Source organism: Chryseobacterium shigense (assembly GCF_900156575.1).
Lineage (GTDB): Bacteria > Bacteroidota > Bacteroidia > Flavobacteriales > Weeksellaceae > Chryseobacterium > Chryseobacterium shigense.
The window spans coordinates 201,292-217,226 of the sequence record NZ_FTNY01000001.1 but is presented as its reverse complement, the minus strand read 5'-3'; the positions used below and the strand labels follow the sequence as shown (position 1 = coordinate 217,226).

At 38.3% G+C, this 15,935-nt stretch carries 18 protein-coding genes; 9 read left to right on the top strand and 9 right to left on the bottom strand.

Features of this window, described 5'->3' with window-relative positions; all coding sequences use genetic code 11:
* Window positions 1–98 precede the first annotated feature (98 nt).
* The 3 genes from BW964_RS01015 (at window position 99) to BW964_RS01005 (ending at window position 3,964) form a co-directional block, all read left to right on the top strand.
* Window positions 99–800, top strand: coding sequence for a DNA-3-methyladenine glycosylase (locus tag BW964_RS01015; protein ID WP_317044318.1), 702 nt, complete (start codon window positions 99–101; stop codon window positions 798–800).
* A gap of 339 nt (window positions 801–1,139) precedes the next feature.
* Window positions 1,140–3,290, top strand: coding sequence for a patatin-like phospholipase family protein (locus BW964_RS01010; RefSeq protein WP_076504013.1), 2,151 nt, complete (start codon window positions 1,140–1,142; stop codon window positions 3,288–3,290).
* Window positions 3,291–3,301: 11 nt separating this feature from the next.
* Window positions 3,302–3,964: a hypothetical protein gene (locus BW964_RS01005; protein ID WP_076504011.1), complete on the top strand. Its 663-nt coding sequence runs from the start codon at window positions 3,302–3,304 to the stop codon at window positions 3,962–3,964.
* Window positions 3,965–3,982: 18 nt separating this feature from the next.
* On the opposite strand, the gene BW964_RS01000 is transcribed toward BW964_RS01005, so the two are convergent.
* Both BW964_RS01000 and BW964_RS00995 read right to left on the bottom strand, forming a co-directional pair.
* On the bottom strand, window positions 3,983–5,380 hold the full coding sequence (locus BW964_RS01000; RefSeq protein WP_076504010.1) for an alkaline phosphatase: 1,398 nt from the start codon (window positions 5,378–5,380) through the stop codon (window positions 3,983–3,985).
* Between the two features lie 122 nt (window positions 5,381–5,502).
* On the bottom strand, window positions 5,503–5,841 hold the full coding sequence (locus BW964_RS00995) for a MerC domain-containing protein (protein ID WP_076504008.1): 339 nt from the start codon (window positions 5,839–5,841) through the stop codon (window positions 5,503–5,505).
* Window positions 5,842–6,034: 193 nt separating this feature from the next.
* On the opposite strand from BW964_RS00995, the gene BW964_RS00990 reads away from it, so the two are divergent.
* Window positions 6,035–6,526, top strand: a complete 492-nt coding sequence (locus tag BW964_RS00990; RefSeq protein ID WP_076504007.1) for a hypothetical protein — start codon at window positions 6,035–6,037, stop codon at window positions 6,524–6,526.
* Between the two features lie 6 nt (window positions 6,527–6,532).
* On the opposite strand, the gene BW964_RS00985 is transcribed toward BW964_RS00990, so the two are convergent.
* Window positions 6,533–6,997, bottom strand: coding sequence for an NUDIX hydrolase (locus BW964_RS00985; RefSeq protein WP_076505367.1), 465 nt, complete (start codon window positions 6,995–6,997; stop codon window positions 6,533–6,535).
* 38 nt (window positions 6,998–7,035) lie between these two features.
* A complete protein-coding gene (locus BW964_RS00980; protein WP_076504005.1) occupies window positions 7,036–7,887 on the bottom strand; it encodes a helix-turn-helix domain-containing protein in 852 nt (283 codons plus the stop codon).
* Window positions 7,888–7,978: 91 nt separating this feature from the next.
* Here BW964_RS00980 and BW964_RS00975 point away from each other — a divergent pair, with 91 nt between their 5' ends.
* The 3 genes from BW964_RS00975 (at window position 7,979) to BW964_RS22275 (ending at window position 9,837) form a co-directional block, all read left to right on the top strand.
* Window positions 7,979–8,959 (top strand): polysaccharide deacetylase family protein, encoded by a 981-nt coding sequence (locus BW964_RS00975; protein ID WP_076504004.1) that lies wholly within the window; start codon window positions 7,979–7,981, stop codon window positions 8,957–8,959.
* Window positions 8,960–9,061: 102 nt separating this feature from the next.
* The gene (locus BW964_RS00970; protein ID WP_076504002.1) at window positions 9,062–9,475 is read left to right on the top strand and encodes a DoxX family protein; all 414 of its coding nucleotides are present in this window, start codon (window positions 9,062–9,064) and stop codon (window positions 9,473–9,475) included.
* A 194-nt stretch (window positions 9,476–9,669) separates the two neighbouring features.
* Window positions 9,670–9,837: a lmo0937 family membrane protein gene (locus BW964_RS22275; protein ID WP_104669459.1), complete on the top strand. Its 168-nt coding sequence runs from the start codon at window positions 9,670–9,672 to the stop codon at window positions 9,835–9,837.
* Window positions 9,838–9,926: 89 nt separating this feature from the next.
* Here the strand turns inward: BW964_RS22275 and BW964_RS00965 are convergent, their stop codons facing one another.
* The 3 genes from BW964_RS00965 to BW964_RS00955 form a co-directional block, all read right to left on the bottom strand.
* Window positions 9,927–10,469, bottom strand: a complete 543-nt coding sequence (locus tag BW964_RS00965; RefSeq protein ID WP_076504001.1) for a GNAT family N-acetyltransferase — start codon at window positions 10,467–10,469, stop codon at window positions 9,927–9,929.
* A gap of 23 nt (window positions 10,470–10,492) precedes the next feature.
* A complete protein-coding gene (locus BW964_RS00960; protein ID WP_076503999.1) occupies window positions 10,493–11,011 on the bottom strand; it encodes a GNAT family N-acetyltransferase in 519 nt (172 codons plus the stop codon).
* Between the two features lie 88 nt (window positions 11,012–11,099).
* Window positions 11,100–12,575: an aminotransferase-like domain-containing protein gene (locus tag BW964_RS00955; RefSeq protein ID WP_076503997.1), complete on the bottom strand. Its 1,476-nt coding sequence runs from the start codon at window positions 12,573–12,575 to the stop codon at window positions 11,100–11,102.
* A 62-nt stretch (window positions 12,576–12,637) separates the two neighbouring features.
* Between BW964_RS00955 and BW964_RS00950 the strand changes: the two genes are divergently transcribed.
* Complete coding sequence (locus BW964_RS00950; protein ID WP_076503996.1) at window positions 12,638–13,090, top strand: GNAT family N-acetyltransferase; 453 nt, start codon at window positions 12,638–12,640, stop codon at window positions 13,088–13,090.
* 75 nt (window positions 13,091–13,165) lie between these two features.
* Here BW964_RS00950 and BW964_RS00945 read toward each other — a convergent pair whose 3' ends face one another.
* Both BW964_RS00945 and BW964_RS00940 read right to left on the bottom strand, forming a co-directional pair.
* Window positions 13,166–13,657 carry a TlpA family protein disulfide reductase gene (locus tag BW964_RS00945; protein WP_076503994.1) on the bottom strand — a complete coding sequence of 164 codons (492 nt, stop codon included), beginning with the start codon at window positions 13,655–13,657 and terminating at the stop codon, window positions 13,166–13,168.
* Between the two features lies 1 nt (window position 13,658).
* Window positions 13,659–14,093 (bottom strand): rhodanese-like domain-containing protein, encoded by a 435-nt coding sequence (locus BW964_RS00940; RefSeq protein ID WP_076503993.1) that lies wholly within the window; start codon window positions 14,091–14,093, stop codon window positions 13,659–13,661.
* Between the two features lie 149 nt (window positions 14,094–14,242).
* On the opposite strand from BW964_RS00940, the gene BW964_RS00935 reads away from it, so the two are divergent.
* Window positions 14,243–15,919: an FAD-binding dehydrogenase gene (locus BW964_RS00935; RefSeq protein ID WP_076503991.1), complete on the top strand. Its 1,677-nt coding sequence runs from the start codon at window positions 14,243–14,245 to the stop codon at window positions 15,917–15,919.
* The last annotated feature ends 16 nt before the right edge of the window (window positions 15,920–15,935 follow it).

The window sequence follows — 15,935 nt, the reverse complement described above, 5'->3', positions numbered from 1 at the left end:
TTAATCTCAATACTTTTACCTAAGATAAACCATTCAGGTTTTAAATCCATTATTTTCAGACAAAATTTTTGGAACCAATTCCTCTTCTCATATGAGATATGGAAGAAGATCTGAGCGCTCCTTGGAATCCTGAATGTTTTGAAAATCAGTCTCAGATGTTTACATTTGCTGATCTTAAACTGCAAATAAAAAAAAAATTGAAACTGCCTCTTTCTTATTATCTGAATCAGGATGTCCTGTTTCTGGCCAAAGATCTTTTGGGTAAAATTCTTTTCACTGAGGTCAAAGGTGATATCACCGCAGGCATCATTGTAGAAACTGAAGCCTATTTCGGTGTGGTGGATAAAGCTTCTCATGCTTATGGCGGCCGTCGTACGGAGCGTACGGAAACCTTGTACAGCCAGGGTGGTATTTCTTATGTTTACTTGTGCTATGGCATTCATCATCTTTTTAATGTAGTCACCTCTATTGAAGGTGAACCCCACGCAGTATTGATACGGGCTGTAGAACCTTTAGCCGGAAAGAATATAATGGAGCTGAGACGAAATATGCCCGTTGATAAGGCTGCTATTTCAGCAGGTCCCGGTTCTGCAGCGAAAGCTTTAGGGATTGACCGTTCTTTTAATACAAAAGACCTGACCGGAAATGAAATATGGATTGAAGATCGCGGGATCAGATATTCTTCTGAAGAGATCATATCAGGACCGCGTATCGGAGTGGCTTATGCTCAGGAAGATGCTTTGCTGCCATGGCGTTTTTATATCAAAGGAAATAAGTACGTAAGCAAGCCAAAATCCTAACAGTCTCTGCTCTTATGGTGTCTAAAATTTTCATTTTTTTAATCATTGATTTCCTTCTTCTGAAATCCTTATTTCTTGTTTTACATGATACTTTTTCAGACTATTAAAAATTACCCTTTTGGGTAATAGCTTGGTATGCATTGTCTTGGTAATTTTATAATAAAATTGATAACAATAGCTATAGATACTTACCCATACTGAAGCCTTATTTAGCGGTTTAATTGATACGCCTTACTCAAGAACTTCAGAATATGAAATACTTCCGGATGTAATCCCTGATTCAGGATTGCAGGGGTTAGCTCCTACCCTTTTACTCATAATCTATAAAAATAAATCATCATGAAAGAAGAATTAAAAGTAGAGCAATTTACGGGAGCTGTAGCCCATCTCGTAGCTCATCTTAAAACACTTTATAAACATAACCCCTTAAAGGTTTCTGATGTGAAAGACCATATTGACTGGAATGACCCGTCAAAAGAAAAACTGCTAGAAAAATATAACATAAGTAAAGAACCCCGCCAGTATGTAGACTTAATACAGGAAGGCGGCGGAGTACATGGGATTGCCCTGGCCGGATATACCTATATATTAGAAAAAATGGGCATTTCTTTTTTAAACAGTGCAGGGACAAGTGCGGGCGCCATTAATACCATGATGCTGAATTGTGTCTATTCGCAACGCGATGCTGTTATGATGGGTGAAAAAGAAGAATTTATAGACCGCTACTATGAAACAAGATCTGAAAAAATATTAGAATACCTTTCAAAAAAAGACTTGACAGAACTTGTTGACGGACATCCTTCATGGAAATCTCTTATTTTGAAAATATTTTCCAAACGGGAAAGAAAACCGATTTTGGATAAAATAAAATTTAAGGCTAAAATTTCGGTGTACTCTTTCGCCCTCTTTCTTATGACCATGACCATTTCGGCCATAGGGGTCGGTATACTTTCGGGTGAGATTGCCTCTTGGCAGCTATGGATTCATCGTTTGCTTATCATTTCAGTGACCGGACTTGTAATCTCTCTATGCATGATCATTAAAAATTTGATGGTCCTGAGGTTACTGTATTTTCATAGTGAAAAAATGGGTGTCAATCCTGGCGATAATTTTAAAGAATGGATAAAAACCCTTATGGAAGAGAATAAAATAAGGAGCATTGCAGATCTGAAAAATAAAATGCTTAAGGAAAATGAGCTGTATAAATGCGAATATTTCAGACAGAAACTCTCTGTGGACGTTTCATTAACCTCAGTCGGTGAAAAAAGTGAAGGTAATGAAAAGCTTTTGAACATTACTAAAGACATCAATGATTCAAAACTGAAAATGGCTGCCGGATCTCCAGATGAAAACAATGAAATCCCTTCAGGTAAGCAGGAAACAAAAATCGATTGGGAAAAATTGAAAAAATCCTTAGTAGATAAAGATATAATAAATATTGTAGATACCTACGTAAAAACAACAAAAACCAATAGTGGAGAACAGGCTTTTGTGGATGGTCTGCTGAATCAGATCATCAGCAGTATTAAGTTTTTCAATCAGGTTAATTGGCAGGATCTGAAAATGATCAACGATCAGCTTATTGATAAAAACCTTATTCCCATCAACGCCAATGATAAATTGATAGAAAGAATTATTGAGGAATTGTTTAAAAACACGTATACCATAGTAAGTGCCGAAGGGAATAAATTTCCACAACAGCTTGTAGTAGTTGCTGCAGATATTACCAATCAGATCAAGGTGGAATTTCCCGGAATGCACGAATTTTACTGGGGAAATGATGAATCGATCTCTCCCGCAGAATATGTAAGGGCATCGATGTCCATCCCTTTCTTTTTCAAACCATACAAAGTAACCATGTCCAACACACAGCTGATCAACATCAATAATACATGGAAAGTAAAACTGGGTGCCTACAAAAATTTTATTCAGGGCAATAATGAAGTACTTTTTGTAGATGGTGGTGCGTTGTCCAACTTCCCGATCAATGTATTTTACAACAATACCCATTCTATACCTACCCGCCCCACTTTTGGAATCAAGCTGGAATACGATAATGATGATCTGTATAAATTGATTGATAATGAAACGAATCTGATGCTATCTATGATTTCAACGATGAGATATTTCTATGACCGTGATTTTCTAATCAAAAACAGCAATTTCAAAAAAACAGTACGCAGTGTAGATACAGGAAGTATCAGCTGGCTCAATTTTAACCCTTCCCACAGTGAAAAGATAGAATTATTCTATCGGGGTGCTTTGGCAGCGGCTATTTTTCTCTCCGGGAAAAACCTGACTTTTGAAGAGAAAAATAAACTGATGCAGAAAGCTCAGAAAGACTTTGGAATTACAGATTTCAGAACGGAAGATTTCATCTATCCTGATATTTTCTTCAATTGGGAAAGCTATAAAAAAGAAAGAGGAATGGCTGAGATCTATAAAAATCTAAGTCCTAAAATGAAAGAAAAATCAAGTTTCACCCATTAAAAATTTTGATCATGACCACGCTTTTAAACTTTGATCTGAATCTCCCTGTTCACATTCATAATTTTGATCAGCTGATTCTGTGGCTTGCCATTTTAGCTTCTATAGGAACAATTACAACCGGGGCTTATCTGGCTTCCTTTTCCAAAGGTTTTCTTTACCCTGTGAAAACCTATGAGAATAAAAATATACTCAAGAAATTTTCTTTAATCAATCTTCAGCTTCCGTTTAGAAATTCTTATTTTAAGAAAATTCTCTTTGGGATTAATTCCAAAACCAACACCATCATTCATAAGTCATTAAAAGCGGATGCCCTTTTTATGCCTTTTGCTTATGCAACCCTGCTTTTACTATTCTTTTATTTCTGGCTGAGGTTTCAGGGAAAACCTGATTCAATCATTGTTTCATTGCTGCTCAACGGCTGGTATTTCCCTTTGATTGCTTATGTTATGGATATCTGTGAAAACAGTTTTACAGCTTCTCTGCTGAAGAAACTGGAGATTCTTAAACAGGCCAAAACCACCAATGCGGAAGACCGAAAATTAAATGAAAGTGATAAGAATCAGTTAATTTGCAAATTCAGGATCAAAATTCTCCTTGCATCTGGCTTAAAATGGCTGGCTGCTATTGTAAGTATTGCCATTATATTGGCTGCATTATCGATTCTCCTTTTGTGAGAAAATCATGGGAATACCCTATACCTGTGCTGCTTTCAACATCAGATCATGCAAATCAGTATTCTTGATAAAGGAAGGTAAAAGCTCTCTTCCCGGACCATAAACGGCAACTTCAACATAATCTCCGGAATGATCCATACTGATCCATCCTACAGAATTATGTTTTTTCTGAATATCAGAATACGCTTTAAATGGCAGTTTCTTATAATTGTAAAGCCCGGCTTCCTGTTTTTCAAGTCCCGAATAAAAGCTAAGTAAATATTTTGCTTCATCATCCGCAAGACTTATTGCATTGGTCTCATAGATCCAGTCTTTCATCTTCTGAAGATTGAAATCAGGATGAATAGCATTCAGAATATATTCGTTGGTGTACCGATAATTGGAAATGCTGTTAAAGTTTTTCGTGGCATCCGGTCCGTAGATGGTTCCGGGATTGGCATTGCCGTGGTCTGTGGTAATGATCACCAGAGTATTTCCCTCTTTTTCCGCAAAATCGATCACCGTTTTTACCGCTTCGTCAAAAGCAAGCTGATCGTGGATCAAAGCCGAGATATCATTGGCATGAGCTGCCCAGTCTACTTTCCCGCCTTCTACTTGTAAAACAAACCCATCTTTATGGTCTTTCATCTGATCAATGGCGGTCTGTGTCATTTCAGACAAAGAAGGAGTATTCTGCAGCTCAGGGAGATGGGTTCGGTCTATGGAATAAGGCAAAGCTCCGGAATTGAAAACACCCAGTATCTTCTTCCCTTTTTCTGTGCTTTTCAGATCTGTTCTGTTTTTAAGAATCTGATAACCCTTTTGTTTGTACAAAGCATACACATCCTTTTTATCTTTTCTTTTTAAAGGATTAAAAAATTCATCACCGCCGCCCATCATCACATCAAAGCCTATTTCAGCATACATTTGGGCAATCTCATTTTCTGCGTTCCGGCTGTCTGAATTCACACAGAAACCTGCTGGAGTGGCATGCGTAATGGTCACTGTCGTTACGCAGCCTGTCTTTTTTCCTGCTTTTTTAAATTTTTGCCAGATAGGAACATATCTTTCACCATGGGCTCCAACATTCAGGACTCCGTTTTTTACCCGAAATCCTCCTCCGAAAGATGAACTTGCTGCGGCAGAGTCTGTAACAATAGAGCTTGCAGATGCCGTATCCATCAAAGCCCTGGAAACTTTATTTTCATGGTACAGATTCATCCAGTTTCCATTTTTGCCCAAAATATTCTGAGAATACAAATTAGCCATGGCTAAAGTTCCGGAACTCATTCCGTCACTGATCATGAAAATAATATTCTTTGCTGTTTTCTGAGGATCAGGAATATTTTTTCTGCTATTGGCAAAAAAATCAACCGGATTTAAGGTGAACAGGCCTGACAATACTGCTGAACCTTTTAAAAATTTACGTCTGTCCATTTTGATACAATTTCGGAATACAAGGTAGAAGATAATTTTAATTAATGAAATAATGTTGCGTTAATTAATTGTGAATTTTAGCCAAATCTTAAAGCATTTCTATTCTTTACTTTAACTTCAAATTAATGTTTGTGATTTTTAAAATTAATGAGGTGGCCTGCAATCAATCCTGCTGCTCCCACATACATGAAGGGCATATGAATCCCGAAGATAAAATCTGCCAAAACAGACATTGCAATAAGAACAATAGAAGTCCAAAACAAAAGTTTCAGCCATCGGTTAGCCATCTTTTTCGTTACTCTGTAAACGACTACAGCACCTATAGCAAGGAAAGCCATATCTATATAAGGATTGTGCGATATTCCCAATGGAATAATCATCAATAAAGGAAACGCAATACAGTGAATAAGACACAGAACCGCAGCAGAAATACCTACTGCATCAAGAATTTTTGATTTCATAAAATAGAAGATTTAGGTTCCTTAGGGTAACCTTGTTGCAAAAGTATAGATAAAATTCCAAATAACGCAACTTTGTTGCGATAAAATAAAATAATTTATCCCGGATCAATGGCGCTGATATTTTAAATGAGATTAAAGTTGGGTAAAGTAAATAAAAGTACTACTTTTATTTTTTGAAAAGAAAACACTAAATATGCCGACTGAAGCTTCCCACAAGCTGATTCCGATGACAGATTTTGTCATTGAGTATTACTGTAACGAAGGATATGCAGATCTTCAGACCTTGAGCCTGATGAAAAACTATGCCAATTTCCTAAGAAAACCTTTAACATTAGGAATGTTTGTTCCTGTGGATGACAATGGAAATGTCCTGAAAGAACCCAAAAATTATTTGGAGTGGAAATCTCTTGACCATAATAATGGAAAAAGAAAAGACACAGAAGGATTTGAAGAATATATACAATACCAGAGAGCAGAACAGAATTGTCTGTTCGATGGCTTCAAGATAGGTTACAACGGGTATTCCGTGGTAAGAATTGTCGCGTCTTATGATGAGGCTGTAGAGCTTTCTTTTAATAAAACTGATCTCATGTCAGCCGCATTTGCTGATGTTGAATCCCTTACGGTTTTTGACACAATATACTTAACCAATCATGCTTTAAAAGCCATTGGAATAAAAAAATAATAAGCTTTATTCCACTTCATCCAGTTTTTTTTCCAATTCTTCTATAAAGGCAGCCTGTGCCGGATTGATTTTCATTTTGGCTTCCGCTGAACTGAACCATTCCCATTGATCTACTTCAGGGATTTCAATTATTCTGGAAGATCTGGGAGGCCATTCTATCTGTACGGTATTGCTGTAAAGTCCATCTGTTTCCATATGACCTTCCAAAGCCCAGGCGTACACCGTTTTACCACTTTTCTGCTTAACAGGCTGTAATGCCATAAATTCTCCTTCTGCTTTTTGTCCGGTTTCTTCTTTAAACTCAGTCAGAGCCCGTTCCAACAGGTCCTCACCGGGTAAAACTTCTCCTTTTGGGATGGACCATGCTCCTGCATCCTTATTCTTCCAAAAAGGTCCTCCCGGATGAACCAGGAAATAAGACCGATTATGATCTTCCCTTTTAAACAGTAAAATACCTGCACTTGTTTTCATCGTTTTAAGATACATTATTTTAAAAGAACAACCAATGATCAGGCTGACTTATCCTCTTTTCTAAATGCTGATGGCGACCTACTTTTATAGGTCCTGAAAATTTTATTGAAATGACTGGCATCATTAAAGCCAAGCTGTTCCGCAATTTCATTGATGTTATAGTTACTCTGCTTCAAAAGTCTTTCAGCCGCTTTTATTTTATGCTGCATCACATGTTGCTGAACAGAAAATCCGGTCTGCTTTTTAATGTAAATGCTGATGTAATTATGAGAAAGCATAAATTCCCCGGCCAGATGTTCCAGCTTCATCTTATCTGCATCCATGGCGTGAACATTGATATAATATAAAATCTTTTCCGCCTGGTTCAATCCTTGTGATATCCTGTCCATACCGCTGCTGTTCATGGTATTCCTGATCAGAATGGTCATCATTGCCGAAAACAGATCGGCAGAAGTTTCCCGGCTGTAATAACTTTTATTGCTGAATTCGTGAAGGAGAATCCTTGCCAGGTGGAGCAGGTGTTCCTGGTCTGCTTTATTCCTGATTGCCGATTCATACACAAAAGAACGGTCCTCCATCAAAAGCTGAACAGCCTTGCTTAATTCACTTTTTTTATCGTTCTGCAGCTTTTCCCACAGATGTTGTTCTGTAAATTTGATGTAAATGAATTTTGTTTTGCTTTTAATAGAAAACTCGTGTGCATCACTCGGTCTGAGCAGGAAAACGTCCCCTTTTTTATACATCAGGGTGATTCCGTTCAGGTGATGGGTGCCCTTCCCGCTTTCTATCACAATCAGTTCATAGAAATTATGATTGTGGTATTCAACATCCCAAACCTCTTTCTCAATGCTGAAGACATTGAAAGAACTGAAATTGACAATACGCTTCATAAAGAATGAATTTTTACAAATTTAGCATAAATTTTTACAACAGATATCCACTCTTTATTGGCCAATTTTGCAAAACAAAACCCTTTAAAAAATGAAATATTTAAAACATTCAGCATTCCTGATTACCTCTGCCATATTCCTCATTTCATGCCTGGATAAAAATAGCAAAGGAAGAGCAAACACTTCTGCAGAAACAGAAAAATCATCCAAAAAGTACTGGCCGAATGGCGCCCAACTGGTCATTTCGGTATCCATGCAGTTTGAAACGGGTGGACAACCTGAAGGGGCAGAAAGTCCGTTCAGTGGCACTCCTCTTCCTAAAGGACAACCTGATCTGGCTGCGGAAAGCTGGTATCGTTACGGAGCCAATGAAGGTATTTACCGCATGCTTGATCTTTGGAAAAAATATGATATTAAAGTAACTTCACATATAGTAGGATCTGCTGCTGAAAAATATCCGGAGATTGCAAAAGCCATTGCAGCAGGAGGACATGAAATCGCTGCTCACGGTATGATCTGGGATAATCAGTGGAACAAAAACTATGCAGATGAATTAAAATTTGTAAAAGACGGGGTAGAAACGGTAGAAAAGATCACCGGACAAAAAGCAGTCGGTTATAACTGCAACTGGCTCAGAAGAAGTCCGAATACCCTGAAAGTCCTTCAGGAAGCAGGGTTTCTTTACCACATCGATGATCTGAGCCGTGATGAGCCGTTTATCACCAAAGTGAACGGGAAAAACTTTGTGGTCATGCCCTACACTATTCGGAATAATGACATTGTGAATATAGAAGGGAAAAACTGGAGCCCGGATCAGTTTCTGGTCCAGTTGAAATTCGAGTTTGACCGTTTGTATGAGGAAGGAGCTTCGAAAAGAAGAATGATGAGCATCAGTTTTCATGACCGAATTGGAGGTTCTCCGGCCATGGTTCATGCAATGAAAGAATTTATTAAATATACTCAGGAAAAACAGGGTGTTGTTTTTATGCGTAAAGATGCTATTGCTCAAATGGTGGTAAACGATCCCTCAACTCCGATTGATACTAGTGAAGAACAGTATAACAAGGAGTAGCTGTTAAAAAAAGAATAACGAAGATGGAAATTACTCGCAGACGATTTTGCTCGGGTAAACTACAATCTTCCTTTCCAAAAAAACAATTTAAAAATCAATACTATGAATAAAAATGTCGCTTATTTTCTTTTACGGGTATCCATGGGGGTGAATCTTATGGGACACGGTCTTGCCAGAATCCCTAAACTTTCTGTTTTTGCAGACGGAATGACGAAAGGTTTTGAAAAAAGCTGGCTTCCTCAGCCATGGGTACAGATATTCAGTACAGCAATTCCCTTTCTTGAATTGGGTATTGGCCTGATGCTTATTCTTGGTTTTAAAACCCGTCTTGCAAATTTTGCAGGAGCAGGGCTGATCATCATGTTGCTTTTTGGAAGCAGTACGGTTGAAAACTGGGAAGCTATGGGAATACAAATGATTTATGCAGTATTCTTTTATATTCTGATCAGCAGATTAGAAGACAACTGCTATTCACTTGATCCTCAATACAATTTTTCTAAAAGAGATCGAAATTAAATTCACCCCAGTATTTCCCCGGATTTCAGTCTGTAAACCTTTATCTGTAAGTACTTTAATAATTTTCAAAATCAAGCAAATTCCTTATTTTATTTATATTCATAAAATAGTATAGGTACCACATTTTTAACTTTATAACCATAAAGGCACAGAATGTGTATTATTTTAAGCAAATAACATTAAAATTTAAAGTCATGAGAAATTTATTATGGTTAGTAGCGGTCATCTGTATTATAGTTTGGCTTCTTGGAATGTTAGGCGTTGTACCAGGAATCAGTACCAGTTATTTAGTGCATGTTTTATTGGTGATTGCCATTATCGTAGTTCTATACAATATCATTACGGGTAAAAAACCACTCTAATTTCCTGTTTTAATCCTTAAAGAATCACAGTAAAAGCTGGAAATAGCTTATCCTTATCCATTTGGGAATTTCGGATCGTAAATTAATTTTTACAAATTTATGGATTCCCATTTGCTTCTGGTAATCTCGTAAATATAATTTATCTGAGATTTCTCCTTAAAATAAGCTGTTTCCCGCTCTGCTGTTTTTTCACCTCCAATACGCCCTACTGCGATCTGCGAGCGTATATTTCCAGCTCCGACATGGAAGCCCACCCTTGAAACATACTGGAAGATATAGTTCATCATCATTGCTTTTACCGATGGATTGATTCCCGTTCCCCAGTAAGTTCTCGTAAAAAAGGTATATCCTATAAAAATAAGATCTTCTTCTTCATTATAATCATAAAACCTCGTACCTCCGATCATCTCATTGGTGCGTTTATCTATTATTTTAAAAGCTCCTTTACTCAAAATTGCCCCTTCAAAAAAATTGGTGAATTCTTCTTTTTGCCAACGGTCTTTATTAGGATGCTGTTCCCATATTTTTGGATCGGAAGCAATAGAATACATCCCATCAAAATCATTCTCTTCTAATGGCAGGAGACTTACTTTTTCATTCTCCAAAATAGGCTGTATATTGAAATTTGTCATTATAAATAGTATTTAAAAGAGGGTTACAATAGTTTTTTCATCATTATATCAGTCTGGGCATCATCTCCCAAAACAAATACGTGCCTGTCGAATTCAGCAAAACCATTCTTTTTGTAAAAACTGATTGCTCTTGGATTTTTTTCCCATACCCCAAGCCATACATAATCCGAATTTGATTCTGCTGCAATTTCCAGGGCTTTTTCATACAGCTTCTGCCCGGCTTTCCGGCCATGAAATTCCTTCAGAACATAAATCCTTTCGATCTCTGCTCCTTTTCCATCCTTTAATTCGGTCTGTGATTTTCCGAAATTCATCTTTAAATAACCAATGGTATTGTTTTCGCAGACAGCAAAATAAAACACTGAATCTGAATCATTTAATTCAGCGATTAGTTTCTCCTTTGAAAAACCTTCTTCCAGATATTTTGCCATATTTTCAGCGGTATTGCTTTCTGAAAATGTCTCTCCGAAAGTCTTCCGGCCAATTATTTGTAATTGATCAAGGTCTTCTGAAGTGACTTTATTAATGTTTATATTTTCCATGTTGTATTGTTGAGTCGATACAAAAGTAAAGACTCATTGGAGGATAAAAGTAAGCCATTACTAATAAAACAGGTAGGCCAATTTATTTTTACAACAATGTTTTCAAAATGGCAACACTCTTTTGCAATTCGTCAAAAGAAGGAGAAGCGAACCCTAATCTTAATGCATTTTCATTAAACCGTGGATATTGATGAGCTCTCCCGTCTGAAATGTATAGTCCTTTTGTCAAAGCTTTCTTAGCAAGGTGTTCCACATCAATGGAACGGTCAAATTGCGTCCATACGGACATTCCTCCGACAGGTACCGTAAATTTAACGGCATCTTTTAATTCATCATTGAGCTGCCGGCAGAAAAAATCTCTTTTTTGTTCATAAATAACCAGTGTTTTTCTTAAATATCTCTGGACAGTTCCGTCATTCAGGATCTCTCCCATGGCATTGTCCAGAATATGATCTCCCTGACGGTCCAGCAGCAGACGGACTTTAGAAAGATGTTCGATCACATTTTCCGAAGCAGCCAGATATCCCATTCTGAAAGCAGGAGAAAGACTTTTGCTAAATGATCCGCAGTAGATCACCATTCCGTTTTCATCGGCACTTGCCAGCGGCAGTAAAGGGCGGTGGCTGTAATGAAAGTCGAAATCATAATCATCTTCGAATATAATAAACCGATACTCTTTGGCCAGTCTGAGCAGTTCCAGTCTGCGGTCGATCCGGAGAGAAACTGTTGTAGGATAATGATGGTGAGGAGTTACATAGACCATTCTCACCTGTTGCTTTTCACAGATTGTTTTCAGTTCATCTACAACAAGACCATGTTCATCCACCGGTATCATGATATGACGGGCTTTGGCGTGCACGAAATTAGATTCCGCTCTTCCCCATCCCGGAAATCCTGAAACAATGACGTCTCCGGGCTCTATAAGTCCGCTGCACACCAGATTAATTCCCATTAAAGTACCTCTTACGGAAAGAATATTGTGAAAAGTGGTTTTCAGAGCACGGGTTTCATTAAGGTAGTTGGAAATGGCTTCTCTGTAAAAAACGGACCCGTCAGGATAGCTGTAGCTGCCAAATTTGTCATACAATCCCCCTCTGGTCAGTTGATTTCGGTAGGCTCTGTATAATTCATGAAGCGGGGCAAGCTTTGGATCCGGAAAGCCGTCGTCCAGATAGAGTTTTGCAGTAACCGGTGAGAAGGAAGTCAGATAATCTTTATGATCAATCTCAAATCCTGCCTTCTTTTGGAAAAACTGCGGTTGCGATTCCTGAAGGGCTTCAGGGTGGTATTCCGGAAGATACGAAGAAATAAATGTTCCTTTTCCGACAAAACTTTCCAGCCAGCCCTGGGTTTGTAATTCTTCATAGGCTTTGGAAACTGTAATCCGGTTAATCTTTAGCAGATCACCCAAATTCCTGGAACCCGGAAGCTTTTGCCCGGACTGAAGTTTTCCGGTCTTTATCAGAGAAAGGATGATTTCTGCAAGTTGGAGATAAACAGGTTTTTCTAAGCTTCGGTTCAGCTCAAAATTATTCAGAATTTGTTCAAATATCGGACTATCCATTTTATAACTATTGGACTATAAAGATAAACCAATATACAGGTAGTTTTGTCAAAAAATAAGAAATGAATTACATTATCAGACCCTTTGTAGAAAATGATCTGGACACCATTATCGACCTATGCAGTCAACATGCAGATTATGAAAAGGCAGATTACAACAAGGAAGGCAAAAAAAGTAAACTTAAGAACGCATTGTTTTCAGAAAATAAAATGCTGACCTGTATCGTAGCAGAATCTGAAGGAAATCTGGTTGGGTACGCAACCTATACTTTTGATTTTTCTACATGGGACGCGGAAAAGTTTATTTATTTAGATGCTCTTTATCTGGAAGAAAATTATCGCGGCTTTGGTATCGGTGAGGCCCTGATGAATAAAGTGAAAGATACGGGTGTGCTGAATAACTGTGTCAATATGCAGTGGCAGACGCCTGATTTTAATGTACGTGCTATAAAATTTTATAAAAGAATGGGAGCTACAGGAAAAAATAAGGTAAGATTTAGTCTTGATCTGAGATAAAAGTATATCTCAAAAAGAGCGGCCAAATGGCCGCTCTGTCATTATTGATGTAAAAATTATTTGTTCTGACTGAAATTATATTCTCAAAAAATCTTCCAGCTCCTTGCCATGAAGGTTTTTAGCCACAATTTTTCCCTGCCCATCAGTAATCATGTTAAAAGGAAGTTCCTCAATTTCGTAAGCTTTCGCTACGGGACTTTTCCAAAACTTAAGATCACTCACCTGAATCCAGTTGATACCAAAGCGGTCTATCGCTTTTTGCCAGCTCTCTTTATTTTTATCTAAAGAAACCCCCAGGATTTCAAACTTCTGACCTTTTACCTGTTCAGAGAAAGTTTCGTATAACATTTTAAGTTCAGGTTGCTCCCCGACACACGGAGCGCACCAGGTGGCCCAAAAGTCGATCAGCACCACTTTCCCTTTTAATGATGAAAGAGAAAATAAACTGCCATCCGTTCTGGACAGAGTGATTTCCGGAGCCTGTTGTCCGATTTCTATTTTAGATTGTTGAGCGGCGAAATAGCCTGTAAAAATCAATACAGAAAAGAGGGTAATAAAAGCTTTCATATTAGTCGTTTGTAGGATAATCTTTATCCAGCCAATCTACTTTGATGTTTTTGGGAAGATTCAAGAGCCTGGCGTTTTTGAATCCCATTTCCTGCAACAATTTAAAGGCAGGACGAATGTTGGGACACTTTACAAAAGGACAGCATCCGCAATAAATAACCACTTCTTTTCCTTTAGGAATATTTTTAAGATAGTTTCTTAATTTCTCAAGATTTTCAGGGTCATGGGTAGGGCCAATATCCACAGAACCTTTGATAATAGCTTCGGGACCAACGGAAATGATGACCACATTTTTTGTTTTATTTTCGGTAATTCTTGCTGCCAGAAGTGCCGGATCCATAAGCTGACTTTCATTCCAGGGATCCTGTTTTTGCTGGGCAGAAAACTGGTTGAACATCGAGCACACCAGGAAAGCCATCATAAACCAATATTTCATTTTTCTAATTTTAACAAAGATATGAATTTACCGGTGAGCTTTATGATGAGCATAATGATGTTTGACTTATTTTAAGTGTTCTGAGTCTAAATATTTTATATATTTATTCTAAAATACAGAGTACGTACCCACAAAAGCAAATCAATACAATGGAAGAAAAATTCCAACCTGATGTTATCATTGTAGGCACCGGATTGGCCGGGCTCACAGCTGCTATGGAAATTACCAATGTCGGGAAAAAAGTACTTCTTCTGGACCAGGAAACAGAACAAAATATCGGCGGGCAGGCATTCTGGTCGTTTGGTGGGCTTTTTTTGATCAATTCTCCGCAACAGCGCAGGGTAGGAATTAAAGATTCTTATGAGCTTGCTCTTCAGGACTGGAAAGGAACGGCCGGCTTTGACCGTAAAGAAGATTACTGGCCAAGGAAATGGGCTGAAGCCTATCTTAAATTTGCCGCCTATGAAAAGTACAGCTACATTTCTAAACTGGGAATCAAACTGATGTTTATGGTGGGATGGGCAGAACGTGGTGACGGATCAGCAACGGGTCATGGAAATTCTGTCCCCCGTTTTCATGTCAGCTGGGGAACCGGAACAGGTGTTGTGAAACCTTTTGTAGACAAAGCTTATGAGGCTAAAGAAAAAGGGCTCCTGCAGATGAAATTCAGACATCGAGTGACTGAACTTATTCTGGAAAATAATAAAATAAAAGGTCTTAAGGGCGACATCCTTGAAAATGACGATAAAGAAAGAGGGGCTTCCACCAATAGAAATATCCTCTCAACATTTGAGTATCGCGCTGCTCATATCATGGTAGCTTCCGGAGGAATAGGGGCCAATCATGAACTGGTACGAAAAAACTGGCCGGAAAGATTAGGAAAAGCTCCCGAAAATATGGTGTGTGGTGTTCCTGCCTATGTAGATGGAAAAATGATCGGTATTACAGAAAATTCCGGAGCACATATTATCAATCCCGACAGAATGTGGCATTATACAGAAGGGATACAGAACTGGAATCCCATATGGCCGAAACATGGCATCAGAATACTGCCTGGTCCATCTTCCCTGTGGTTCGATGCTAAAGGAAACCGTCTCCCAGCTCCTTTTCTGCCTGGATTTGATACATTGGGAACTCTCAAATATATACAGGATACCGGATTTTCCTATTCCTGGTTTATTTTGACCCAGAAAATTATTAAAAAAGAATTTGCCCTTTCAGGATCGGAACAGAACCCGGATATTACGAATAAAGACTATGTTCTTTTTCTGAAAAGGATCTTTGGTAAAAAAGCGCCGGGACCTGTAGAAGCTTTCAAGGAACATGGAAAGGATTTTATTGTTTCCGATAATTTGCAGGATCTTGTCAAAAGGATGAATGAGCTGTCGGGTGATCATCTTTTGAATTACGAAAAAATTAAAGAACAGATCGAAGCCAGAGACCGGGAACTGGACCATAAGTTTTCGAAAGACACCCAGGTAAATTACATCCGTAATACAAGAAATTATATAGGAGACAAACTTGGTCGTGTGGCAGCTCCGCATCAAATATTAGATCCTAAAAATGGTCCCCTGATCGCTGTACGCCTGAATATTCTTACGCGAAAAACATTGGGTGGCATAAAAACCAATCTTAACGGACAGGTTTTAAGGGAAGATGACACGGTGATTGAAGGCCTCTACGCAGCAGGAGAAGCTGCTGGTTTTGGCGGTGGAGGAATGCATGGCTACCGGGCTCTGGAAGGAACATTTCTCGGAGGATGTATCTTTTCCGGAATGAAAGCGGGACAATATATTGCCGGGCTGAAAAAAAATTCTGATTCTTAAAAGTGGATACACCATT